We start from the raw sequence: 24,108 nt of genomic DNA, 5'->3' as shown, positions 1-24,108 counted from the left end.
TTTCGAAATTAAGTTTGGATCATAGATGACTGTTAGGAATGCGGATCGAAGCCGAACTCGCGAAGCTCCTGGTCGCAACGACAGGCTGTGGCGATTCGCGACGCCCATGCGAGCGCCTCTTCGCGAGTGGGCAGTTCCAGCACGGTGAAGCCTCCGTTGAGCGGCGGAGCCCAGGGGTAGCCTCCCTCCGCGACCCCGCCGTCCGCGGAAACCAGGACTGGCGGCACGTCCTCGTTGATGCCGCCTCCGAAGACGTAAACTCCGGCAGCCTTGGCTTCCTCGATCACGGCGTGTGAATCCCGGACTACCGCATCGAACTCATCGTCGGGCACGTCCATGGCGGCAGCGGGAAAGGATATCAGGTATTTGGCCATCGTCTTATCGGGTCAGGAGTCGGCCTGGCATTGGCTTCCCATCGCATCGAGCACGGCGCTGCGCTCCATGCTGTAGCTGTCCGGCTGGAAGGCTGCGGCGACCAGCACGATCGCCACAAGGGCGGCGAAAGTTGCGAGAACAAGGATGACGATTTTTTTCAGCATGGGGTCATTGCATGGAATGAAGGCCGATCATGTTTCCCTCCGTATCGTACACCAGAGAGATGAAACCATACTCCCCAATGGACATTTTCTCCAACTGCATCCTGCCTCCGGCGGCAAGGGCGGCCTTGGCGGTTTCCCCGCAGTCCTCGCAGGAAAAATAGACGATGGTGCCACCCCCGCCGGAGTCCTTGCCCTCCATTTTCGCGAGCGCTCCGGTGGCCCCGCCGCCATCGCACTCTCCGGGAAATGCCCACATTTCGATGCCGGGGCTGGGAATCTCCTCGAGGGTCTGGTTGAAGGTTTTTTCGTAGAATGCTTTGGCACGACCCATGTCCTGGACATAGATCTCGAACCACCCGACTGGATTGCGTTTCGTGTTCATGATGTTGATGTGATGAGAGCTTCGAGCTGGTCGGTGGCGGTGCCCCAACCGCTTTGGAATCCCATCTTTTCGTGGGCTTCCAGATCCGCCTTTGTCCAGTGGCGGATGATGGCGGTGTATTTCGTTTTTCCGCCGAGGTCTTCGAAATGGAGGTCGATGGTGGCGAAAGGTTTCGGCGACGGCTTCCAGGCCTCGGTGTAGGCGTCGGTGATGACGAGTCGCTTGTTAGGAATGACTTCAAGATAGACGCCGGGGTTGGGCATTTCGGCGCCGTCCGGGCCTTGCATCGTGATGAAGGATCTGCCGCCAGGGCGGACGTCGAGTTCGGCAGAAATGGTTTTCCAAGGAGGCGGAGTGAACCATTTCACGATCATTTCGGGATCGGTCCAGCCTTGGTAGACTTTCTCGGCAGGGGCGTCGATGATGCGACGGAAGACCAAATCGAGTTCGCCGGGAGCCATGACTGCGAGCTCGAGAGCGAGGCGGTCGAGGAGTTGCTCGTTGCAGGCGGGGATGAAGGAGCTGACGCGTTCGAACTCTTCCAGGTCATTGAAGGTCTGATTCCAGGTAAGCTGTGTTTTCCCGTCGACCTCATCTAATAAGACCTCAGCCCTGAAGGAATGGGGATCTGCGTTGAGGAGAAAGACGATGCGCTCCGGCTCGATCGACTCGAAGTGGTAGGTATTCGGGTAGATCGTTCCGTCAGGCTCGTGCATCTCCATTCTCAGGATTCCGCCGGGCTTGAAATCGAGTTCGTGGATGGCGCTGCTGAAACCCTCCGGTCCCCACCAGTTCGCGAGGACTTCCCTTTCCTGAAACGCCTTGTGAACCTGCTCCGGAGTGGCGGCGAGGGTGCGCGTGTTGGTGAATGTCAACGGCTTGCTCATCAGGCTTTCGCGATCTCGGGTTTCTCCGCCATCTGGCTGGCACCACAGCGTTCCATGAGTTTGCGGACCTCAACGGTCGCGCCGTATGGAAGCCCAGGACAGAGCTTTCCGATCTCGATGGCCTCCGATTCAGTGTCGACGAGCAGCTTGAAATATCCGGCGACGGATTCCTTGGACTCGGCATAAGGGCCATCGGTCACGCTGCGCTCGGCTCCACGAATCACGTAACCATCCTGCTCGAGGGATTGCCCACCGAGGCAACGTCCGTCGGCGACCAGTCCATCGAACCAAGCCATCCAGTCCGTCATGACCTTTTGGATTTCATCGGGAGAAAGATCGCGGAACCACTCGTTGTTTCGGAACAGCAGGAGAAATTCAGATTTTTGATGGGATTCACTCATGATGGATCATCGGTTTTCTAATGATGGATGGTTGCTGAAGCAAAACGGAACTTGGTGATACTTTCGTTTCCCTTCGACATGAGATGAACGAACGAGCTTTCGGATTCAGGACAGCATTTTGGAAATTTCTGCAAAATTTTCATCCACCCCCATCGCTCGATGTCCTTGGAGAGCGTTGACATTCGTTCTATCGATGAACCCGAAGTCATGAGTCACACGCCCGAATCCCCGCGACCTGCCGCTCACCAGTTGGCCGACCATCTTTTCCGCCATGAATCGGGAAAGATGATCTCGATCCTCGTCGGCAGCTTCGGTGCCCGCCACCTCCAGCTTGCGGAAGACGTGGTTCAGGAGTCGCTCATCCGTGCCCTACGAAGCTGGCCGGTCCATGGGATCCCCGAGAAGCCCCAAGCATGGCTTCTCAAAACCGCCAGAAACCTTGCGATCGACCAGTTACGTCGCGAGAAGCGCTTCTTGGAAAAACAACTGGAGCTGCTTGCTGAGCTGGAACGGGCCGATCACTGCGATGAGGTCACCGACGAGGCGATCGACCCGCAACTGAGCATGATCTTTGTCTGCTGCCATCCACTGATACCGCCGGAATCTCAGGCTGCGCTCGCGCTGAAGACCCTCTGCGGTTTCAGCCCCGCCGAGATCGCCAACGCGTTTCTGGTTTCCGAGGACGCCGTGACCAAACGCCTTACTCGCGCGCGCCAGCGGATCCGTGAAAGCGGGCTAGCCTTCCAAATGCCAGCCGTACCGGAATGGCCGGAGCGACTCGATGGGGTTCTCAAAGTTATCTACCTCCTCTTCAACGAAGGCCACAAAGCTTCTCAGGGCGACGAAATCGTGCGGGCCGAACTCTGCAGCGAAGCCCTGCGACTCGCCCATTTGCTCACCAGACATCCGGCAGGAAATCAGCCACAAACACACGCCCTGATCGCACTCATGGCATTCACCGCAGCCCGGTTTCCGGCACGAGTCGATGAAAGCGGAAAGCTCCTGCGTCTCGAAGACCAGAATCGCGGACTTTGGGATCAAAATCTGATTCATACCGGCGTCACCCATCTCGCCTTGGCCTCGGTCGGAAGCGAGCTCAGTGACTACCACCTCCAAGCCGGAATCGCCGCCTGCCACACCCTCGCCCGGAGCGATGCCACCACCGACTGGCAACGCATCCTCATCTCCTATGACCTCCTGCTCGAGCGCCAAGCCTCTCCCATCGTCGCCCTCAATCGAGCCGTTGCCATTTCAAAAGTCGACGGGCCCGACGCCGCCCTCCAAGCCATCGATCATTCCGGCATTCGCCAGCGACTCGGGAACTACCACCTGTTTCACGCCGTCCTCGGCGAACTCGAAGTCGCCCGTGGCTGTCCCAGCGCGGCAGCTCAACACTTTCGGGAGGCGCTCTCCTCCGTCGAGACCACACCGGAACGCGCCCACCTCGAAGCACGCCTGAAAAGCTGCATCGAGTGATCGCCGCTCCTCCCAAATTCCCTTTGCCCTTCTCCACTTCAGAGAGTTCAATTCCCCACCCAAGATGCGCGCGTTACTCCTTCTTCTTCCCGTTCTCCTCTTCGCTTCCTGTGCGTCCCCGACCTGCTGGTCTGGAGGCATCGACCTGCGTCCTTCGGAGACCGATTCGCTCGCCGGCGTCACCTACGACATCGGCACCCCAAACAACGTCAAAGTCTACAAAGGCCTCGCGCACCCGACTGGCGACACCGCGAAATACAAGAAGCAGGTCGCTGCCGGCGGCTGGATCGAAATCCACGACTTCAAATTCTTCAAGGAGCCGCTCGATATCTCCGACGACACCATCAACAAGGTCCTCGACCTCTACCGCGACAAGAAATCTCATCAAGCCTGGGGACCGAAGGACAAGTGCGACGGCTTCCACCCCGACTACGTCCTCGTCTGGGACGGCCACGACGGACAACGCGCGATCCAGCTCTGCTACGGATGTCACGAATGGAAATTCTTCGGCCCCGGCGGCGTGTTCCTTTCCGACATCTCGGAGAAAGCCTACTTCGGCCCGCTCACCCGCAGATGGTTGAAGAAGGATAAAGGCTGATTTTTTCTTCGGCGACGCTCCTCCGGCGGAATACCACCATGCCAAGCTCTCCACCACGCGCCTGGGCCGAGATCGATCTCGCCGCCCTCCGCCACAATCTCGAAGTCTCCCGTGCATCGACCCACTGCTCCGTCATGGCCGTGGTCAAGGCCGGCGCCTACGGTCACGGACTCGAGGAAATCACCCAGGCCCTCGCCTCTAACAAGGTCGCATTTTTCGGTGTCGCCAATGTCGGTGAGGCCCGGCGCATCGCCAACGCCGGCGTCACCACGCCCATCTACCTCCTCGGGGCCACCTGGACGGAAGAACGCGCCGAAATCGTCGACCGCGATTGGACGCCCTGTCTTTCCACCCTCGACGAAGCCCGCCACTTTTCCGAGCTCGCCCTTGCCGCAGGCAAACGACTCAAGGTCCACATCTCGATCGATACCGGCATGGGCCGCGGTGGGTTCATCCCGGTCGGATTGCCGGAGATCCTCACCCAACTCGAGGCGCTCCCCGGCATCGAGGTCGATGGCATCGGCTCCCACCTTCCCTCCGCCGACGAGGACGAAGCGTTCACCCGCTCGCAGTTCGCGAGCTTCCGGGAAACCCTCGACTCCCTCGGTGGTCCGTCGCGCTTCAAGTGGATCCACCTGTCTAACAGCGCGGGTCTCCTCGGCTACGAAAACGATCCCTGCAACCTCGTCCGTCCCGGCCTGATGCTCTACGGCATCTCCCCGATCCCCGGACACCAGGAAAAGCTTAGGAACGTGATGACGCTCAAATCCCGCGTCACTCTCCTCCGCACCCTTCCCAAAGGCCACGGCATTTCCTACGGACGCGCCTTCGTCACCGAAAGGGAAACCCGCGTCGCCACCGTGGGCATCGGCTACGGCGACGGCTACCCACGCCACCTCTCCGGGAAAGGTGCCGAAGTCATCATCCGCGACCAGCGTTTCCCCATCCTCGGTCGCGTCACCATGGACCAGATCATGATCGACGTCACCGACTCGGATGTCACCGCCGGGGATGAAGTCGAGCTCTTCGGTCCCCGCATCCGCGTCGATGAAGTCGCGAAAAAGGCAGACACCATCGCTTGGGAAATCCTCACCGGCATTACCCCACGGGTCGTCCGCATCCATCAATAACTCAAAAAACTTGGCGCACTTGGCGTCATGGCGTTTCAATTTTCTAACAAGCCATGGACAAACCCGTTCCCGCCATCGACGCCTCCGGCAAATCAAAGACCGAGCACGTCGTTGTCGAGGAACCCCTTCAGATCACCCTCGACGGGCATCCGATTTCCGTCGTCATGCGCACCCCTGGCCACGACGAGGACCTCGTCCGCGGCTTTCTCATCAGCGAAGGCATTCTCCCCTCGCTCGAGGCCATCCGTCGCATCGATCTGGATTCAAAAGCCAATCACGCCCTCGTTTTCCTAACAGACGACATCCAAGTCGACCTCGCCAAGCTCACCCGTCACGTCTTCAGCGCCTCCTCCTGCGGGATTTGCGGAAAAGCCAGCATCGACGCCATCACCGGCAACTTCCCCCCGCTTGAGAACCCGTTGCGTTTTCCAAAAGAAGCCCTCCTAACAGCTCCCGACACCCTCCGCGCCGCCCAGGAAACCTTCGACACCACTGGCGGCCTCCACGCCGCCGCCCTCTTCGATGCCAGCGGCAAAATGCTCGCAGTTAGAGAAGACATTGGCCGCCACAACGCCGTCGACAAGCTCATCGGCCACGCCCTCTCAAACCGCATCGACCCCGCCGCCACCATGCTGCTCGTCTCCGGTCGTGTCTCCTTCGAGATCATGCAGAAATCCCTCGCTGCGAGAATCCCCCTGGTCGCTGCCATCAGTGCCCCCTCATCCCTCGCCGTCGACTTCGCCGAGAAAGCCAACCAGACCCTCGTCGCCTTCCTCCGTCCGCCGAAGTTCAATGTCTACGCGGGAAGACTCGCATGACCTCTCCTCCGGTGCTTTGAAACTTGGCTCCGGAAGGAGGCAGCGGTAGAACCCTCATCAGGAATGTCGGGGAGAGGCCTGCCACAAGCTGATGGGATGCCATGCATGCCATCTCTCCGGGGCTACCCCGGGGCATCGCCAAACCGAAGCATGACGAAACGAGGGCGTCCTCACGCTTACGCGTGAAAAGGCCCACGCCTGACCAGATACGTTGTCGCACGGCAGCTCCCGGCATTCCAGTCTCATCCATCCTCATCGATGCCCGGCCAAGCCCATCACATCAAGCTGCTCGCCTCCGCACTTGCCGCCGGGTCGCTGAATGATGCTCAGGCCATGTTTGCGCGCACCCGGCCACTCGTCGGAGACCTCCGCAAAGCGCCTTGGCTGAAGCCCCTCACTCGGGCTCTTGCCGGAGAGTTCGGCAGCTCACCCCGACCTCCCAAGCAACAAGTCGCAGACTACATCCGCGCCTATCCGGCCTATTGCAGGGCTTGGGCTTCAGGCCGAGGACGGATGGCCACCGCGTTTGTCGAGACACAGATGGCCCCCGCTGCGGGAGCGCCAGAGGGCTGGAAGGTCCCGGAAATCACCACCCTTCGCCAATTAGCCCATTGTCTCCGACTCCATCCCGACGATCTTCAGTGGCTGACAGCCCACGCATCCACCGATCACTATCATCGCAGTTGGCATGCTAAACCCGGCTCGGGAAACCTCCGCTTGATTGAGGCCCCCAAAACCCTTCTCCGTTTTGCTCAAAGGAAAATCCTCCAGCAAATTCTTGAAGCCATCCCACCACACGAAGCCGCCACAGGTTTCAGCAAGGGCAAGTCGGTGCGCGACCATGTGCACCCTCATACGGAGAAAGCCTTCGTGCTGCGCATGGATCTGGAAGACTTCTTCCCCTCCATCGCGGCGGCTCGCGTGATGAAGGTTTTCCTCACCGCCGGATATCCTGATGAAATCAGTCGCACCCTGACCCGCCTCACCACCTGCGCCACATCCCCAACCGTGCTCACCGGGCGTTCCCTTCGCCACAGCGTACGCCAGCGCTTTTCACATGCTCACCTGCCACAGGGGGCACCAAGTTCTCCTGCTCTCGCGAACCTGTCCGCCTTCCGTCTCGACTGCCGCCTTGCTGGTCTTGCTCGCACGGCAGGTGCTGTCTATTCCCGCTATGCAGATGACCTGCTCTTCTCCGGAGACTTAAGCTTTTCACGCCAGGCCACGTCCTTTCAAGCCACCGTCGGCGCCATCGTCATTGAGGAAGGCTTCATCCCTAACCATCGCAAGACCCGCGGGATGCCATCAAGCCAGAGGCAGAAAGCAGCGGGACTGGTCCTGAATTCCAAACCGAACATCGACCGTCGCGACTACGACCGGCTCAAGGCAATCCTCAATAATTGCGCGCGACACGGACCAGCCTCACAGAATCGCGATGCACTCCCGGATTTTTCCGCCCACTTGCGCGGACGTATTGAGTGGGTACGCTCCGTCAACTCCAGCCGCGGTGAAAAGCTCCAGCAAATCTTCGACCGCATCGATTGGCCAGAATGATGATCCGACCTCCCTCGTGCTGCGGACGGAACTCAAAGGAAGGTCACTTCGACGATCCCGACAACCTCACGCTGATCTCCACGCTCTTGCTGGTGGGCGTATGGCTGCCTTTCGCGTAGCTGCCGACGGGGACCAATGAATTCGCCTCCGGAAAATACGCCGCAGCCATGCCGCGTGGCATGTCATACGGGATCGCCAGGAAGTTTTCGGCCACTCGCTCACCATCGTCCCAATGACTTGTTAGATCGACCGCCCTCAGCGGGCCAATTCCCAGATCATCCAAATCCTGCGGGTTCATGAATACGATCCGTCGCCCGTTTGAAATCCCCCGGTAGCGATCGTGCGGACCGTAGACGGTGGTATTGAACTGGTCGTGGCTGCGCAGGGTTTGCAGAATGAAACGCCCTTCCTTCACCTTGAAGGCATCAAGTTCATCGGAGGAAAAATTCGCCATCCCGCTTTCGGTATGCCACACCCGCTCCTTCGCAGCGTTCGGCAGATAAAAGCCGCCGGGCTTCTTGCTTCGCTCGTTGTAGCTCTCGAATCCCGGCACCACCGCTTCGATCCAGTCGCGGATGCGATCATAGTCTTCCGCCAGCCAGCGCCAGCGGATATTCCCTACATCTCCCAGAACCGCCTCCCCGAGGCGCGCGATGATTTCTGGCTCCGAAAGCATCTGATCCGAGATCGGCTTCAAGCGACCCCGCGAAGCCTGCACCACTCCCATCGAGTTTTCACAAGTCACCGAACGTCCCTGATCGTCGTCGCTGCGGCCGAGGCAGGGCAAAATGAGTGCCCTTTTGCCGGTGACCAGATGGCTGCGATTCAGCTTGGTGGAAACGTGGCAGGTCAATCGGCACTTCCGCAAGGCCGCTGCTGTTAGATCCGTATCCGGCGTGGCTTGAACAAAGTTTCCGCCAAGCCCGAAGAACACCTTACCCTCGCCACGCTGCATCGCGAGAATCGAGGCCACCGTGTCCCAGCCGTGCTTGCGCGGTGAAGTGATGCCCGCCTGCTTGTCGAGCGCCGCGAGGAAGCTTTCCGGCATCATTTCCCAGATTCCCACCGTGCGGTCACCCTGCACATTGCTGTGACCACGCACCGGACAAAGCCCCGCGCCGGGCCGGCCAATCGCTCCGAGCATCAGGTGCACGTTCACCACCTCGCGAATCGTCGCCACGGCATTGCGGTGCTGCGTCAGCCCCATCGCCCAGCAGGTGATCAGGCGCCTTTTTCCCGATGAAACCAGCGTCGCGAGCTCCTCGATCTCTCCTCGCGAAATCCCTGAGAACTCTTCAATCTCCTGCCAGCTCGTCCGCTCGAGCAAAGTACGATAAGCCTCGTAGCCGAGCGTGTGTTGCGATACGAAATCCCCGTCTGCCTCGAGACACTTCGCGATCCCGCGAAAGAGCGCCATGTCTCCATTCAGCTTCACCTGCAGGTAGGAGGATGCCAGCGGGCTCGGCCTCCCGAGAACTCCCATGACTTTCTGCGGATGCGAGAAGGCAATCAAACCGGCTTCCTTGAGTGGGTTCACCGCAACCACCCTGGCCCCACGGTTGACCGCCTCCTCCAGGGTGGAAAGCATCCGCGGATGGTTCGTCCCGGGGTTCTGGCCGGCGCAGATGATTACGTCCGCCTCGAGAAAGTCATCGAGCGTCACCGTCCCTTTCCCGACGCCCACGGATTCGCGCATCGCCGTGCCGCTGGACTCGTGGCACATGTTCGAACAGTCCGGCAGGTTGTTCGTGCCATAAGCCCGGACAAACAATTGGTAGAGAAAAGCCGCTTCGTTACTCGCCCGCCCCGAGGTGTAAAAAATCGCCTCATCGGGCGAATCGAGCCCTTTCAATTCCTCCGCCAGAATCGCGAAGGCCTCGTCCCAGCTGACCGGCTCGTAGTGAGTCGCCCCCTCCTTCAGCAGCATCGGCTCCGCCAGGCGCCCCTGGAGGTCGTGCCAGCCGTCGTCCTTCGCCATCAGATCCTCCACTGAGTGTTGGGCAAAAAACTCACGTCCGATGGCTTTGCGCATTGCCTCGGAGGCCACCGCCTTGGCCCCGTTCTCACAGAATTCCGCAGGTGCCCGCTCATGATCGGGATCCGGCCAGGCACAGCTCGGGCAATCAAAGCCACCCACTTGGTTGAGCTTGAGAAGCGCCTTGCCGCCGCGTGCCACCCCATCGCGATGGATCACATGTCTCAGCGAGGATGCCACTGCCGGAATGCCGGCGGCGTATTCCTTGGGCGAAACAAATTCAATGGGCTGCGAAGATCGATCGGACACTTCCATGATTCTACCTCCTCATCCGCACGAGGCCAAACACCGAGTTCCTCATTTGTCGGTCGCCTCTTTAATGCCCGCCTCGCGTCTTTGGCATCGACGCCTCGGCACCGATTGGCAAGGTCTCCGCAAATGAAACGCGCCCTCTCCAGAATGCTCCTCTGCATGCCTCTCACCTGCCTGGCCAACCCCAGCTATCCCGAAACGCCACGCATCGAATTGAAGGAAACCCTTCACGGAGTCGAGGTCTCCGATCCCTATCGCTGGCTTGAAGACGACCACTCGGAGGAAACCAAAAAGTGGGTCGCCGAACAGAACCGCTTTACTCAGGACTATCTCTCCGGAATTCCTCAGCGAGGGGCCATTCACGACCGCCTCAAGGAGTTGTGGAACTTCGAGCGGATCGGAATTCCGACGGAGTTTGGTGGCCGCTGGTTTTTTCAGCATAACACGGGGCTCCAGAACCAGTCCGTTCTGAAAGTGGCCGACAAACTGGATGGCGAAGCGCGCGTTCTACTCGATCCCAATTCCCTAACAGAAGATGGCACCGCCTCCCTCGCCGACTGGCGACCCAGTGAGGATGGCAGCAAACTCGCCTGGTCGATCTCGAAAGGAGGTAGCGATTGGAACGAGGTATTCGTTCGTGACGTGGCGAGCGGGAAGGATCTCGACGATCACCTCAAGTGGGTGAAATTCAGCCACCTTTCCTGGGCCAAGGATGGTAGTGGGTTTTACTACAGCCGCTATGACGCCCCCGAGGAAGACGCCGCCCTGACCGGCAAGAATGAGTTCCAGAAACTCTACTTCCACAAGATCGGCACGCCGCAATCCGAAGACGAACTGATCTATCAGAGACCCAATGATCCCGAATGGGGCCTGCGGGGATCGGTCAGCGAGGATGGCAAATACCTGCTCATCCACATCTTTCAGGGCACTTCACCGAAGAACCGCATTTTCTACCGCGAGATCGACAGCCAGGAAGTCATCGAGCTCCTTCCCGACAACGACGCCAGCTACGGCTTCCTCGGCAACGTGGGCCCGCATTTCTACTTCCGCACCAATCTTGAAGCACCGCGCTACCGCATCATCATGATCGACATCCGGCAACCGGAGCGCTCGAATTGGAAGGAAATCATCCCTGAAGACGAGGCCATCCTTTCCCAAGCCAGCATGATCGGCGACCAGATCATCTGCAGCTACCTCGCTCACGCCAGCAGTGATATCCGATCTTTCGACCAGGAGGGCAAAGCGATCCGCAACATCAATCTTCCGGGCATCGGCACCGCAGGCGGTTTCCGCGGCCGGAGTGACGCCACCTCCTGCTTCTATTCCTTCACCAGCTTCACCAATCCCGGAGCGATTTACCGCTACGATCTGGAAAGCGGAACGAGCCGCGAATGGCGCAGACCCGAGGTCGACTTCGATTCCGAGGACTTCGTGGTCAAACAGGTATTCGTTCCCAGCAAGGACGGCACCAAAGTCCCGGTATTCCTCGTTCACAAAAAGGACCTCCAGCTCGACGGGTCGAACCGCACGCTACTTTACGGCTACGGTGGCTTCAACGTCAGTCAGACGCCGGGATTTTCCGTGGCACGCGCCGTCTGGCTGGAAAGAGGCGGCGTACTTGCCATCGCCAACCTGCGCGGTGGAGGAGAATACGGATCCAAGTGGCACGAATCCGGCACCAAGCTTCAGAAACAGAACGTCTTCGATGACTTCATCGCGGCCGGTGAGTGGCTGATCAAAAACAACTATACTTCTAGTAGCAAACTCGCCATTCAAGGTGGCAGCAATGGCGGACTGCTTGTCGGCGCATGCATGACCCAGCGCCCCGACCTCTTTGGTGCCTGCCTTCCCGCCGTCGGCGTGATGGATATGCTGCGCTTCCACAAGTTCACCATCGGCTGGGCATGGACAAAGGAATACGGAAGCCCGGACGACGTCACCCAGTTCGGCAATCTGCTACGATACTCACCGTACCACAACCTCAAGCCCGGCACCCGCTACCCGGCGACCATGGTCACCACCGCCGACCACGACGACCGCGTGGTCCCCGCCCATAGCTTCAAATTTGCCGCGAGGCTTCAGGAATGCCAGGCAAAGGACGGCCCACCCGTGCTGATCCGGATCGATACCAGCGCCGGCCACGGTGCCGGCACCGCGCTGGACAAGGTCATCGAGCGGGTCGCCGATCAGTGGTCCTTTCTCGAAGAGAATCTCAATTAGCCGCTTTCCCCTTTTCAGCAAGTGATCGTTGGCTAAACCTACCTTCATGGAATTCCTCACGGTCGCAGGACTCAAACAGAATGCGGGCGAGGAGGCTCAGCGATACGCGGTCGACGCCGAGCTCCAGAGCCGCAGCGAACGCCAGACCAAGACAGGCAAACCCTATCTTGTCTTGTCTTTCGCGGATGCGACCGGCGGCTTCAACCTGAATGCCTGGTCGGACGCTCCGCTCTTCGATGCCGCCTCGCGCTTCAAGGATGGCACAGTGCTGCGACTCGATGCCGACTGGACGCAAAACCAGTATGGCCTCAATGCCGGAAACCTCGCTTGGGAACGACTCAATGGTGATGCGCTCGAAACCTTCTACGCCGGCGATGCGGAGACGGCGGAACGCCAGCGGAGAGCATGGAAAACCATCAGCGATTTCTGTGCTTCCATCAATGACCCACGTCTCGCCGCCATCACCGACCACTTCCTCACCGAGTACGGGGCGCGATTCCGCCGGGCGGCCGCTGCACGAAAAAACCACCACGCCCGACGCGGTGGCCTCGCTGAACACGTCGCTCAGATGATGCGCGCCGCCGATGCCATCTGCGCTGCCTACCCGGATCTCAACCGCGATCTGATGCTTGCCGGCGTGCTTTTCCACGACTGCGGGAAGCTCTGGGAAAACCAATATGCCGAGAAAGGTTTCACTCAGGGCCACTCGATCTACGGTGAAATGCTCGGCCACATCCCGCTCGGCATCGAGCTGACGAACAAGCTTTGGCACGATGTCGCCGAGAGCCCCGCCGCCAAAGGCTGGCTCACCGAGGAACCACCGAGCGAACAGGTGCGCCTCCATCTGCTGCACCTGATCGCCTCCCACCACGGCCTCTATGAATTCGGCTCGCCGACCCTGCCCCGCACCCCTGAAGCCGTCGCCCTGCATCACATCGACAACATCGACGCCAAACTCGAAATGATGAAGGACGCCTATCAGGAGTCCGCCGAGATTGTGGAAGGCATTTACGAAAAGCGCTTCCCGCTACCCGCCAATCTCGTCGCGCCCTTGCCCGTCCATGAAGGTCGAGCGCCAACCACGGACCAGCAATCCAGCGCAGCGAGCAGCGAACTCTTCTGATCATATGGAACGCTCGGCAGCCATCCTGACGCGGCTGACAAAGCTCACCGACACCAGCCTGATCGTCCATTGGTTCACCGCCGATGCCGGCTTGATCAAGACCGTGGCCAAAGGAGCGCGAAGCCCGAAAAGCGCGTTCGCCGGCAAGCTCGACCTGTTTTTTTCCGCTGAGATCAACTGGGCCCGCTCCCGCTCCAGCGAACTCCACTCGCTCCGCGAAGTCGCGCCGGACAACTACCGTCCCGGCATCCGCCGCGACTACGATTGCACCCTGCTCGCCGCCTACTTCTGCCGGCTGCTGGAAAACGCCGTCGAACGTGAACACCCCGAGCCCGGCCTTCACGATCTGCTCGGTCGCGCGCTCGACCACGTCGACCAGGAAGGCGCTTCCACCCGTGCCCTCCGCCACTTCGAACACGAGCTCGCCCATCGTCTCGGACTCGCGCATGAAAGGCGTCATGCCGCGCCCGCACTGCGCGAAGCCCTCGGCGGTCTCCCGCCCTTGAGAGGGCAACTTTTCGATCGCCTTGAGGTTGGTAAGAATTTCCGCTTTCCTCAAAGCGATTCCGGGGCTTAAGTATATACAAATCATGGACTCCTCCACCGTCACCCTCATCCAGATTCTTCGTAAGCGTGTCGACGACTTTGTCGCTCAAGGCAACTACGACGAAGCTGTCCACGCCGCCAATGCAGCCGTCGAGAAGACCCAGCAGGCGCTTTCGGCCGATCTTGATAGCATCGACGAGTTCGCCGACGCCTTGGAACTGCGAGGCGAGCTCTTCCGTTCGCTCGGTCGCTACGAGGAGGCTCGGGAGGACTACAAGCAAGCGCTCGATCAGCTTGAAAACCGCCCGGATCGCATCATGCAGATTGGCCGCCTGTGCGCCGATCAGGGAGCGGTTCACGATGCGCTCGATCACAGCGAACGCGCGGTTGAATACTGGGAAAGGGCACTCGCGATTTTTCAGGATGCCGAGCCTCCCGCGCTGCTGGACGTCGCAGCGCTGTCCAACAACCTCGCCTACATGAAGAAGGCCGCCGGCGACATCGATGCCGCTGAGACCCACTTCCTCAAAGCTCTCGAAATTCTTCACAACGAGCTCGGCGAGGAGCACGAAGAGACCGCGATCGTTTCCAACAACCTCGGCGCGCTCTACCTCGCTTCCGGATTCTACGAGCAAGCGCGGGAGATGCACATGATGTCGCTGGAAGCCCGCCGCAAGAACTTCGGAGATGACCATCCGGACACCGCCCAATCGCACAACAACCTCGCCCTTGCGCTGCTGAAAACCGGCGACCGTGCGTGGGCCCGACGTCATTTCGAGAAAGCGCTCCATGCCTTCGAGACTCTGGGAAGCGAGTTCCAGGAAGATCTCGAAGCCGTCGCCTCGAACTACTGCGATTTCCTCCGCGAAGAAGGGGAAACGGTGCTCGCCGAGCGCATTGAGGCCAAGCTCAACGAAGCCACCTGAGCCCCCCGAAAGTCGCTGATTTTCAGGAGCTTTTCCGAACCGTGATTTTTTCCCCCGCCAACCAGCGGCGGATGACATCCGGATTATCCGTCAGGGATCCGTGGACCCGGTAATTCGAACGCTTCAGCACCTCTGCCTCCTGCTCGCTTTCATCGACCACGCACCAGGGTCGCGAGCCCGAGGAGTGCACAAAGCGAAAGCCCTCCGGCCCGCTTACTAGAAATCCGACATGGGTATCCAAGCCGACAATCCTCACGCCTGAGCGGTATTTTCGCAGCTCCTCCGCGTAGCCCTCGTAGGAGACTCCCACCCGCCGTTCCAATTCCTTGCGGGGTAAAAATGTCAGCAGGATGTTCTCGGACGCTTCACGCGCCAGCTTGTAGCGGTTCACCTTGAAGCCCGCGTCTCGCAGCACGGTTGCCACAAAGTAACCACAAGCCACCTGGCCCTCACCCGGCTTCTCGGAGGTCCCATTGAAATCCCACGGCGTCCCAAGCCAGCAACTCATCAGGTCCGGCAGCGCGACCTCCAGAAACCCACGTGCTTCCGCGATCACCGCATCCCGATCGGCCTTGCTCTGCGCCGCCCGGTAGCGCTTCGCCAAATCGAGACGCCAGCGTTCGGTCTCGGCTTTCACCACTTCATAGCGCAGCGGATCAGGCTGCGGGACCTTTTTTCCGATCACCAGCAGCGGCTTGCTCATCTTTCCCCAAGCATGCGAAAGATCCGCGCGAAACCACCAGCCGAGCGCGGCCAGACAGGCCACGATCAGCATCAGGGTGAGGAAAAAAATTCGCTTCATTCGCTTGGGTCGGCTGCAAGCACACCTCGAAAGCCATGCGCAGGAAAGCCTTCGACGCCGAAGGTCCCAGAAAAATTCTGTCGAATCGAAGCTTTCACCCTCAGTTCTTCTCAAAACGTTCACCAAACCGACCCCCTCCGACCGGCCATCACCTGCCCCACGAAAAAAAGCCGTGACCCTCTCGGATCACGGCTTTGGGAAAGATTTATCTGTTCAGCAGATCTTACCAGCCTTGGTCATCGTAGCCACCGCTACGCTTACCACCGCCGCCGCCGCGACGACTTCCGCCGCCACCGCCACCACGACGCTCGCCGCCGTAGCCACCGCCGCCTCCGCGACGATCACCACCACCGCCGCCGTAGCCGCCGCCACCACCGCCGCCGCCGTAGCCGCCACCGCCGCCTCCGCGACGATCACCACCACCACCGCCGCCGCGACGATCACCGCCGCCACCACCGAAGCCACCGGAACGGGGCTCGCGAGGTTCAGCAGGGTTTACCCGCAAAGCACGACCGCCCATATCCTGGCCGTCGAGTGCTTCCGCAGCTTCCTTAACTCGGTCCTGATCGGCCAGGGTCACGAAGCCAAAGCCCCGAGGGCGTCCGGTTTCGCGATCCGTCACGAGTTTCACTTTCTCCACTGCTCCAAAGGCGGCGAAGAGTTCAGCTACTTCTTCTTCGGTAGCGGTGAAGGGCAAATTGCCCACGTAGATGTCCATTGGTCTGTCAAACAAAGCGCCGTTATTTTCTATAACGCTCTCCAGGGAAATGGCGCCAAGACCCGGTGAAGCGAAACCAATGATTCTCACCAGTTCGTGGTCTCGCTACACCTCAGAACCTCCCCTAGCAAGCACCGAAATCCCGCGACCACGGATATTTTGGTAATCCAAAGCGAGATTTTTAGAATTTCAGACCCCGGAAATGCCATGAATTCGAAACGCCACGGAGCCAAGATCGCCAAGTTTCCCATTCAAAAATGAATGAATCTCAAGCGGCGAGTCGGACCAAAAAACGCATCTCCATCAAGAACTTTGCGCCCTTGGCGTCTTGGCGTTTCATTTTTCCGAGCTCAAACCTCCGGCCGCACCGGGATCCCACGCTCCGCGAAATAGCGCTTCGCCTCACCCACCGTGTGCTTGCCGAAGTGGAAAATGCTCGCCGCCAGCACCGCATCTGCCTTTCCGCGATCCAGCACCTCGACCATGTGGTCGAGATTCCCCGCCCCGCCACTCGCGATCACCGGAATCCCCACGCTTTCAGAAATTGCTGCCGTCAGCTCGCAGTCGTAGCCCGCCTGCGTGCCGTCCGAATCCATGCTCGTCAGCAGAATCTCACCCGCGCCGCGGCGCCAAACTTCTTTCGCCCACTCCACCGCATCCAGACCCACCGGTGTGCGCCCGCCGTGCGTGTAGACGCCCCATTTCCCCGGCCCCTCGCGTTTCGCATCGATCGCCACCACCACACACTGACTCCCGAAAGCCTTCGCCCCCTCGTCGACCAGGCCGGGATTGCTCACTGCCGAAGTGTTCACCCCGACCTTGTCCGCCCCTGCCAGCAGCATTTCCCGCATGTTTTCCACCGAGCGGATCCCACCTCCCACCGTCAGCGGGATAAAGCAGTGCTCCGCCGTGCGCCGCACCACATCCACCATCGTCGCGCGATTGTCGGATGAGGCGGTGATATCGAGGAAGACTAGTTCGTCTGCCTGTTGGAGGTTGTAAGCCATCGCCGACTCCACCGGATCCCCCGCGTCCACGAGGTCCACAAAATTGACGCCCTTGACCACCCGGCCATCGGTCACGTCCAAGCAAGGGATAATGCGTTTCGCCAGCACGCCCGCAGCAAACCCGCCCGGACCCGAAGTGCCAAGCGAGAAGGGCCAAGTTCCAAGAAAAGGCACCCGAACGGAGCGCGAACTTCAGTCCGCTTGGATTCGCCGGGGTTCCGGGGCGGACTAAAGTCCGCGCTTCTATCGCCTCTCCGGATGCCACATATCAACATCGAAGCCCTCACCCCAAACCGTATCCGCCCCCGTATCAAAAACCGTCTTCCCACTCCCCACCGGGACCTTCCCATCCGACCTCCGAATCAACGGAGCCTCCACCGAATTATCCGCCCTTAACAGCACCGCCTTCCCACCATAAGGCTCCTCCCAAAACGCCTCCGTCCCGATCCTCATCGGCGCGAGCACCAATGGAATACCCGGCTTGGCCTTCGTATCGAATCCCGCAATATAGCTATATCCCGTCTCCCCCGCCTCGATCGCCTTCCCCGGCGAAATGTCGCCATCAGGCTTCTTGTCCATTTCAGGATGCACGCAGTAGTAGATTGCTTCCGCACCTATCCCAAAAGCCACCAACTGCCGGAACGCCGCGTTCGTCGACCGCCCCGGAAGATCCAGCGGAGTCTTCGTCGACCGCCTCACCAGCTCCGCCGTCTTCTCATTCGGAAAAGCCCCGAACTCCTGTTCGAACTCTAACAAAGCCAGCCCGATCTGCTTGCAGTTCCCAATCGCCCTCGTCCGATCCACCGCCTTTCTCTGCCGCAAAATCATCGGCCACAGCACCAGACCTCCGATCAGTAGAATCACCGCCCCCACCATCGAGACCGTCCAACGGAACGCAGGTGCCTCCCGGGAAACCGGAGCCTCCTCACCCGGATCCAAATCAAGCTCCGATTCTTCCACCTCACTCACCGACAGCAAACTACCACACCCCCTCACGAGCAAAAGCTCTTCCGCGCACCGCGCACCGCACTCCAAGTTCCCCAGCTTGACCACAAGCGCAGCTCCCGACAACCTCCCCCCATGGCAGACGCAACCGTCGGAATCATCATGGGCAGCACTTCGGACTGGCCCACCATGGAACACGCAGCTCGCACGCTCGAAGACTTCGGCGTCGCTTGGGAAGCCGAGGTCGTCAGCGCCCACCGCACGCCCGACAAACTCGTCAGCTACGCCACTTCCGCCCGCAGCCGCGGCCTGAAGGTCATCATCGGCGGTGCCGGCGGCGCCGCCCACCTCCCGGGCATGACCGCCGCCATCACCGACCTCCCCGTGCTCGGCGTCCCCGTGGAATCCCACGCCCTCAAAGGCATGGACTCGCTCCTTTCCATCGTCCAGATGCCCGGCGGCATCCCCACCGCCACCTTCGCCATCGGCAAGCCCGGCGCGATCAATGCCGCCCTCTTCGCCGTCGCCATCCTCGCTGGAAACGACGACGCCCTGCTCGAGAAGCTCCAGGCTTTCCGCAAGAAACAAAGCGACACCGTCAAAGCCGCCGAGCTCCCTCCCCTTTCCTGAAAAACATGTCCGCGATTCTTCCCGGAGCCGTCATCGGCATCATCGGAGGCGGCCAGCTCGGCCGCATGTTCTGCATGGCCGCCCGCCGCATGGGCTACCGCACCCTCGTCTGGACCGGTGGCCTCGAAGCCCCCGCCATGGTCGTGGCCGATGAAGCCATCGACCTGCCCTTTGACTCGAAAGAGGCCCTCGCCGACTTCGTCTCGCGCGCCGATATCGCCACCGTCGAGTTCGAGAACATCCCGCGCGAAACCCTCGAAGCCGTCGGCTCAGAAATCCCGATTCATCCGTCGGCCGACGCCGTCGCGATCAGCCAGAACCGCGAGCGCGAAAAGAATTTCCTCCGCACCAATGGCATTCCCTGCGCCGACTTCGAAGTCGTCTCGAACGCCGAAGAACTCGCCACCGCCATCAAGCACATCGGCACCCCCGCCGTGCTCAAGACCGCTGACTTCGGCTACGATGGAAAAGGCCAGCGCAAGCTCGAAGGCGGCGAAGACCCCGCCGAAGTCTGGACTGCCTTCGAAGGTGGCCGCGCCGTGCTCGAAGCCTTCATTCCCTTTGAACGCGAGCTCTCCGTGATGGTCGCGCGCGATGCCTCCGGGAAAATCGCCACCTACGATCCCGCGGAGAACCGTCACCGCCACCACATCCTCGACGTCTCGATCGTCCCCGCCCGCGTGTCCGACGAAGTCGCCGAGGAAGCCCGCCGCATCGCCAGCGACCTCGCTGAAGCCATCGACTACCGCGGCATCATGGGCGTCGAGTTTTTCCAACTCCCCGACGGCACCCTGCTCGTCAACGAAATGGCCCCGCGCCCGCACAACAGCGGCCACCACACCCTCGACGCCTGCGCCACCTCGCAGTTCGAGCAGCAGGTCCGCGCCGTCTGCGGCCTCCCGCTCGGCTCCACGCGCCTGCTTTCCCCGGTCGTCATGCTCAACCTCTTAGGCGACATGTGGCCCGCCGAAGAAACCGCCCCCGACTGGCTCCCGATCTTCGCCGACCAGGAAAGCTTCCTCCATCTTTACGGCAAACGCCGCGCCATCGGCCGCCGCAAAATGGGCCACGCCAACATCACCGGCAGCAGCATCGAAAACTGCATGGAACGCGCCGAAGCACTGAAAGCAGAGTTGTTAGAGAAGGGGAGGTAGTTCCCTCCGTGATCCCACAGGGACCACTCAAGGCCGATCAGCCCTTCGGACGTCCACGATCTTCACTTCTTAGGCCGCATGGTCTGACCAATAGGTGATTGCGAACTTCTCAATCACCTTGATCTCGATATCCCTACCCTCTCCATCGCTTTCAATCGCCTGCGAGATTCGGATCCTCAGAAAGTGTCGTCACAAACAAGGTGAACGCCCGACGCTCGGGCCCTCGTATCATCCGGAGGAACTCCGCGGCCTCAATCCGAACAAATACACGACAAGGCGACATCATCCCGGGTTCCCGGTGTCTTCCTCAGATTCCAGCTCTTCCCAAAGCACCCAATTTTCCGAATTCCCATCGTTCAAGCGACTCGACACCTCTTCAAGAAGGCCGTCCCTTTTGAGCCTGAGGAAAACGAGAAAAGCCGAAATACGATCCTGCTGCTCCGGGCTAAGGGCGATCAGCTCCTTTTCGATGGTGGCTGCGTTCATTCCTCAAGATTCGCGCCTACGACACCACGGTGCAAGTCGGCAGTTGAGCGCCAACACACTGCCCTGCCATCTACCGCCTCGTCAGCCCAAACTCTGAATGCCGTTTTGAACTTCGCCATTCTCACGGCACCTTGTTCCCCTTTGACCGCTTCCAAATACTCCAGATGACGCCTCCGGAGAAATAGGCCGCACCCATCATCAGTATCCAGTGCGCACTTTGATGGAACACCAGCGCACTGCAGGCGATGGCTCCTAACAGAAACGAACAGGCGACGCATATCGGAACAACCAGTTTCCAGCTCTCGATATGATGACCCCTCAATTTCATCCCGATATGGATGCCGAAGTCGGTGAACAATCCCGTCAAGTGAGTCGTCCGCAGGACCATGCCGCGATAGCGGCTCGCCAGCGCGTTCTGGGAACCACAGACCGCGCTAACGACTACGATTCCCATGATGGGAAATTGGTGCTGCACAAAATGGGCACCTACCAGAAACAGCCCCAGCACCGAAAGTATCCGGCCATACGGTCGAGTAATTTCAAGTGTTGGGTGATGCAGAAGAAAACCTGAAATCGCTGCACCGAAAACGAATCCCAGCGTTGCCGCAACCACGCCCGCCACTCCCGACCCATCCCCTTTCACCGAAGTCCAGAAGCCCGAGCCGATCCTCGAGATATCACCCGTCAAATGACTCACCGAAGTTCCGGTGTTGAGGATGAATCCGGTATTCAGAAACGACGCGCCGAAGGCCAACAAGCACCCTCCGAGAACCAGTTGCTTCGTTGAAAACTGCTGCATCGCTCCTCTCCGCGCTTAAGGTTCGAAAAAGTGCTCCAGCGCCTCCACGCACGCCGCACTGTGCGCTGCCTTGCAGACATAGCCATCCAGCGCCTCGACATGCGCCCGGATCTCGGGCACCGCATTCCCCGGGCAGGCAAAGTGTGCCGCCGCATCCGGACTGAGCATCTCCAGATCATTGAAGCTATCCCCAATCGCGAAGCTTTTTGAAGAATCCAGCCCGAAAGTCTTCGCCACCTGAACCAAACTACTACCTTTCTGGTAGTTCCGGTGGCCGAAGCGCAGGTAGATCGAATTTCGCTGCCAACCAAGCAGTGGCTCACCCGCCGTGAGTTCCCGCACGCGGCCGACGATCCACGCCATTTCCTCCTCGGTCTTCGCGATCAATCCCGCCGGATCTCCCACCTGTTCCACCCAGGTCGCGCCCGTATGTTCCTCTACTTCCTTGCGAATCGCCTTCAGCACCTTGTCCACCTTCTTGAAGAACTTCTTGTGATCCTTCTCGCAGATCTTGTTCCACTTTTCATCGCCAATCCAGCGCCCGAAGTTATTCGGAAACCAGATTTCCCGCTCCCGAGCCACCACCCAGTCCGGCGAGAAGGGAAAGCGACTCTCCACCAATCCCTCGATCACATGGTTCATCGAGCGTCCGGTATTGATTCCCCAGACCGCGGCCTTGTCCTCGCGCAGCTTCCGGATCAGCTCGAAAAAGTGATCACTCACCGGCGGGGTCTCCGCGGGATCATGCAGTGTTCCATCGAAATCGAACGACAAGATGAGCTGCGCTTGCTCCGGCAATTCAAGGGGCCTCACACCCGTCTGTTAGCACGGCATCCGAAAAGTGGCGACTGGTAACAGAGCAAGATCACTCTCCCACAGGAATCGCGCGCGGCGGATCTTCCTCCACAGGCACCGCCTTGGGTGGTTCTTCCTCGACCGGCAGTGCTTTGGGCGCGTTCTCTTGCGTTTCATCCACAGGGACCGCTCGTGGCACCTCCTCCTCGATCGGAACCGCCTTGGGCACCTGCTCTTCCTCGATCATCTGCTCCGCCGGGATCTTGCGCATCGGTTTCACCAGAATTGCCTTCGGTGGCTCGGGCGCAGGCTTGGGAGGCGTTACCGGCTTCGGCGCCTCCTCCACAATCACCGGTTCATCATTCGGCGGCAAGGTGCGGCGCATCTTGATCTCAACCCGACGGTTCGGCGACTGCTCGTCGACCGTCCCTCCCGCCACGATCGCCCGCGTCTTTCCATACCCCCGCGTATGAATCCGGTCCTCAGGCAGCCTCAGCGATTTCGTGAGGTAGTCCTTCACCGAAGCCGCCCGCTTGCGTGAGAGCTCCAGGTTGTAAAGACCACCGCCATACAAATCGCTGTGACCCTCGATCCAACAGTAAAGCCCTGGGTTTCTCTCGATCAGCAGAGCCAGCTTCATCAGACCCACCCGCGCACTTTCACGCAAATCAGCGCTGTCGTATTCGAAAAGCAGATCACTCGGCAGCATCGTTTTCTTCCCGACCAGTACGTTCTCAGGAAGCCCTACCAGATCATCGAGCGTCACCACTCCATCCAGGGTCCCACCTTCTGCCGTCCCGCCCGCGCCCTTGTTCAGGATCTCTTCGGTAAAGCTATCAAGCGATGGATCGTTCACATCGACTTCCCCCGGATCAACGACCACCTGGCCCTCTGCGGCAAGCGGTAAGGGCGCCGCCGTCTTTCCCAACTCGGGGAGCTCCGTATCGAGATCGAAATCCTCCGCCGGATCAAACTCGATTGCCTCAGGCGCGCCATCCGCGAGTGGTTGCTGCGGCTTGATGGCAAACTCCGGATCAACCGTCTCCGGCGTGATGTCCAACTCGGTGTCTTCCGGCAGATTCGCCAGCACGTCGACTTCTTCCAACAAGCTTGCCGTATCGATCGGTGCGCTCTCCTCCGGCGTCGGCTCGATGTCATCCATCGGTGCCGGCATGATCTCGACCTGATCGAGATTGATCGCCGCCGTGCGGATCTCTTCCGCCTCATCGAAACCCAGCGCGATCTTGATCCGCGCGAGCGCAAAGAATGCCGCCACGTGGAGAACGATGGCCACCAGCAACGCCACCCCGATCCACCAGCCAAGATGATCCGGTCCGGGAAGCCGGGACGGACCATCGTTGCGCACGTCACGCCATGTGTATCCTTCTGACACGGCGGCAGTATACGTCCGCTTTTCCCGCTGACAATCACCTGCACCGCATTTCAGTCTTGCCTTGGCATCTCAGTTGCTCCATTGGCCGCCGCCATGCCCGCTAAAAAAGCTGCAAAAAAGGTTTCTAAGAAGGCTCCAGCCAAAAAAGCTGCAGCTAAAAAAGCAACAACCGCCAAGAAGGCTGCCACCAAAAAAGTCGCCAAGCCTGCCGTGAAAACGACAGCGAAGAAGGCCACTACCAAGGTCGCAGCGAAGAAAGTCGCCAAGAAGTCGACGCCTGCGAAGGCCCTCAAGCCCACAAGCATCGAGGAAATCCGCTACGCCGCCTACCTCAACTCCTGCGCACGCATCGCCGCCGGTCATCCACCGGATGAACTTGGCGACTGGCTTGCCGCCGAGCGCGCTCTGGGTGCCTGAGGCACCAAATCCCTCTTTCCCCGCCTGATCGACTCTTTGCACTTTAAGCATCGGGCCAGGCGGGGAAGACTCCGC

Annotated in this window: 26 protein-coding genes and 1 pseudogene; 12 read left to right on the top strand and 15 right to left on the bottom strand. The window is 60.0% G+C overall.

The features are described from left to right. Nucleotides 1-32 precede the first annotated feature (32 nt). From ACFQY0_RS10715 to ACFQY0_RS10690, 6 genes and pseudogenes are all read right to left on the bottom strand, one after another. Nucleotides 33-374, bottom strand: a complete 342-nt coding sequence (locus ACFQY0_RS10715) for a YciI family protein (RefSeq protein ID WP_379712122.1) — start codon at nt 372-374, stop codon at nt 33-35. A 12-nt stretch (nt 375-386) separates the two neighbouring features. Further along, nucleotides 387-539: a hypothetical protein gene (locus ACFQY0_RS10710; RefSeq protein WP_379712120.1), complete on the bottom strand. Its 153-nt coding sequence runs from the start codon at nt 537-539 to the stop codon at nt 387-389. A gap of 4 nt (nt 540-543) precedes the next feature. Then, nucleotides 544-921: a VOC family protein gene (locus ACFQY0_RS10705; protein ID WP_379712118.1), complete on the bottom strand. Its 378-nt coding sequence runs from the start codon at nt 919-921 to the stop codon at nt 544-546. Next, nucleotides 918-1,382, bottom strand: coding sequence for an SRPBCC family protein (locus tag ACFQY0_RS10700; protein ID WP_379712284.1), 465 nt, complete (start codon nt 1,380-1,382; stop codon nt 918-920). Before ACFQY0_RS10700 ends, ACFQY0_RS10705 begins: the two co-directional genes overlap by 4 nt. A 27-nt stretch (nt 1,383-1,409) precedes the next feature. Then, nucleotides 1,410-1,808, bottom strand: a pseudogene (locus ACFQY0_RS10695) (SRPBCC domain-containing protein); the annotation flags it as partial. Continuing rightward, a complete protein-coding gene (locus ACFQY0_RS10690) occupies nt 1,808-2,209 on the bottom strand; it encodes a YciI family protein (protein WP_379712116.1) in 402 nt (133 codons plus the stop codon). The gene ACFQY0_RS10690 and the pseudogene ACFQY0_RS10695, both read right to left, overlap by 1 nt. Nucleotides 2,210-2,416: 207 nt before the next feature. Here ACFQY0_RS10690 and ACFQY0_RS10685 point away from each other — a divergent pair, with 207 nt between their 5' ends. From ACFQY0_RS10685 to ACFQY0_RS10665, 5 genes are all read left to right on the top strand, one after another. After that, nucleotides 2,417-3,685 (top strand): RNA polymerase sigma factor, encoded by a 1,269-nt coding sequence (locus ACFQY0_RS10685; protein ID WP_379712114.1) that lies wholly within the window; start codon nt 2,417-2,419, stop codon nt 3,683-3,685. A gap of 64 nt (nt 3,686-3,749) precedes the next feature. Continuing rightward, nucleotides 3,750-4,283 (top strand): hypothetical protein, encoded by a 534-nt coding sequence (locus ACFQY0_RS10680; protein ID WP_379712112.1) that lies wholly within the window; start codon nt 3,750-3,752, stop codon nt 4,281-4,283. Nucleotides 4,284-4,321: 38 nt separating this feature from the next. Beyond that, a complete protein-coding gene (gene alr, locus ACFQY0_RS10675) occupies nt 4,322-5,413 on the top strand; it encodes an alanine racemase (protein WP_379712110.1) in 1,092 nt (363 codons plus the stop codon). Between the two features lie 53 nt (nt 5,414-5,466). Further along, the gene (gene fdhD / locus ACFQY0_RS10670; protein WP_379712108.1) at nt 5,467-6,231 is read left to right on the top strand and encodes a formate dehydrogenase accessory sulfurtransferase FdhD; all 765 of its coding nucleotides are present in this window, start codon (nt 5,467-5,469) and stop codon (nt 6,229-6,231) included. A 258-nt stretch (nt 6,232-6,489) separates the two neighbouring features. Beyond that, nucleotides 6,490-7,785, top strand: coding sequence for a reverse transcriptase family protein (locus tag ACFQY0_RS10665; protein ID WP_379712106.1), 1,296 nt, complete (start codon nt 6,490-6,492; stop codon nt 7,783-7,785). A gap of 43 nt (nt 7,786-7,828) precedes the next feature. On the opposite strand, the gene ACFQY0_RS10660 is transcribed toward ACFQY0_RS10665, so the two are convergent. Then, entirely contained in the window at nt 7,829-10,075 is a 2,247-nt protein-coding gene (locus tag ACFQY0_RS10660; protein ID WP_379712104.1) for an FdhF/YdeP family oxidoreductase, read from the bottom strand. A gap of 123 nt (nt 10,076-10,198) precedes the next feature. Between ACFQY0_RS10660 and ACFQY0_RS10655 the strand changes: the two genes are divergently transcribed. The 4 genes from ACFQY0_RS10655 to ACFQY0_RS10640 are packed head-to-tail and all read left to right on the top strand — an operon-like array spanning nt 10,199 to nt 14,887. Beyond that, complete coding sequence (locus ACFQY0_RS10655; RefSeq protein WP_379712102.1) at nt 10,199-12,292, top strand: prolyl oligopeptidase family serine peptidase; 2,094 nt, start codon at nt 10,199-10,201, stop codon at nt 12,290-12,292. 46 nt (nt 12,293-12,338) lie between these two features. Beyond that, nucleotides 12,339-13,415 carry an HD domain-containing protein gene (locus tag ACFQY0_RS10650; RefSeq protein ID WP_379712101.1) on the top strand — a complete coding sequence of 359 codons (1,077 nt, stop codon included), beginning with the start codon at nt 12,339-12,341 and terminating at the stop codon, nt 13,413-13,415. A 4-nt stretch (nt 13,416-13,419) separates the two neighbouring features. Then, nucleotides 13,420-13,992 (top strand): DNA repair protein RecO, encoded by a 573-nt coding sequence (recO, locus tag ACFQY0_RS10645; protein WP_379712100.1) that lies wholly within the window; start codon nt 13,420-13,422, stop codon nt 13,990-13,992. Nucleotides 13,993-14,005: 13 nt separating this feature from the next. Next, nucleotides 14,006-14,887: a tetratricopeptide repeat protein gene (locus ACFQY0_RS10640; protein ID WP_379712098.1), complete on the top strand. Its 882-nt coding sequence runs from the start codon at nt 14,006-14,008 to the stop codon at nt 14,885-14,887. Nucleotides 14,888-14,909: 22 nt separating this feature from the next. Here ACFQY0_RS10640 and ACFQY0_RS10635 read toward each other — a convergent pair whose 3' ends face one another. The 4 genes from ACFQY0_RS10635 to ACFQY0_RS10620 form a co-directional block, all read right to left on the bottom strand. Further along, the gene (locus tag ACFQY0_RS10635; protein ID WP_379712096.1) at nt 14,910-15,689 is read right to left on the bottom strand and encodes a hypothetical protein; all 780 of its coding nucleotides are present in this window, start codon (nt 15,687-15,689) and stop codon (nt 14,910-14,912) included. Nucleotides 15,690-15,912: 223 nt separating this feature from the next. Continuing rightward, complete coding sequence (locus tag ACFQY0_RS10630) at nt 15,913-16,407, bottom strand: RNA recognition motif domain-containing protein (RefSeq protein ID WP_379712094.1); 495 nt, start codon at nt 16,405-16,407, stop codon at nt 15,913-15,915. A gap of 350 nt (nt 16,408-16,757) precedes the next feature. Continuing rightward, entirely contained in the window at nt 16,758-17,522 is a 765-nt protein-coding gene (hisF, locus tag ACFQY0_RS10625) for an imidazole glycerol phosphate synthase subunit HisF (protein ID WP_379712282.1), read from the bottom strand. A 135-nt stretch (nt 17,523-17,657) separates the two neighbouring features. After that, the gene (locus tag ACFQY0_RS10620; RefSeq protein WP_379712092.1) at nt 17,658-18,383 is read right to left on the bottom strand and encodes a hypothetical protein; all 726 of its coding nucleotides are present in this window, start codon (nt 18,381-18,383) and stop codon (nt 17,658-17,660) included. Between the two features lie 111 nt (nt 18,384-18,494). On the opposite strand from ACFQY0_RS10620, the gene purE reads away from it, so the two are divergent. Further along, nucleotides 18,495-18,989 (top strand): 5-(carboxyamino)imidazole ribonucleotide mutase, encoded by a 495-nt coding sequence (purE, locus tag ACFQY0_RS10615; RefSeq protein ID WP_379712090.1) that lies wholly within the window; start codon nt 18,495-18,497, stop codon nt 18,987-18,989. A 5-nt stretch (nt 18,990-18,994) separates the two neighbouring features. Then, a complete protein-coding gene (locus ACFQY0_RS10610) occupies nt 18,995-20,143 on the top strand; it encodes a 5-(carboxyamino)imidazole ribonucleotide synthase (protein ID WP_379712088.1) in 1,149 nt (382 codons plus the stop codon). Between the two features lie 282 nt (nt 20,144-20,425). On the opposite strand, the gene ACFQY0_RS10605 is transcribed toward ACFQY0_RS10610, so the two are convergent. The 4 genes from ACFQY0_RS10605 to ACFQY0_RS10590 all read right to left on the bottom strand — a co-directional run bounded on the left by ACFQY0_RS10605 (nt 20,426) and on the right by ACFQY0_RS10590 (nt 23,616). Next, nucleotides 20,426-20,629 (bottom strand): hypothetical protein, encoded by a 204-nt coding sequence (locus tag ACFQY0_RS10605; protein ID WP_379712086.1) that lies wholly within the window; start codon nt 20,627-20,629, stop codon nt 20,426-20,428. A 121-nt stretch (nt 20,630-20,750) separates the two neighbouring features. Further along, nucleotides 20,751-21,428 carry a YoaK family protein gene (locus ACFQY0_RS10600; protein ID WP_379712084.1) on the bottom strand — a complete coding sequence of 226 codons (678 nt, stop codon included), beginning with the start codon at nt 21,426-21,428 and terminating at the stop codon, nt 20,751-20,753. Between the two features lie 15 nt (nt 21,429-21,443). Continuing rightward, entirely contained in the window at nt 21,444-22,151 is a 708-nt protein-coding gene (locus tag ACFQY0_RS10595; protein WP_379712082.1) for an HAD family hydrolase, read from the bottom strand. A 142-nt stretch (nt 22,152-22,293) separates the two neighbouring features. Beyond that, on the bottom strand, nt 22,294-23,616 hold the full coding sequence (locus tag ACFQY0_RS10590; RefSeq protein WP_379712080.1) for an OmpA family protein: 1,323 nt from the start codon (nt 23,614-23,616) through the stop codon (nt 22,294-22,296). A gap of 93 nt (nt 23,617-23,709) precedes the next feature. Between ACFQY0_RS10590 and ACFQY0_RS10585 the strand changes: the two genes are divergently transcribed. After that, a complete protein-coding gene (locus tag ACFQY0_RS10585; RefSeq protein WP_379712078.1) occupies nt 23,710-24,033 on the top strand; it encodes a hypothetical protein in 324 nt (107 codons plus the stop codon). Nucleotides 24,034-24,108 lie beyond the last annotated feature (75 nt).

The organism is Haloferula chungangensis (genome assembly GCF_042664875.1).
Taxonomy (GTDB): Bacteria; Verrucomicrobiota; Verrucomicrobiia; order Verrucomicrobiales; family Akkermansiaceae; genus Haloferula; species Haloferula chungangensis.
This window is presented reverse-complemented; position numbering and strand designations above follow the sequence as displayed.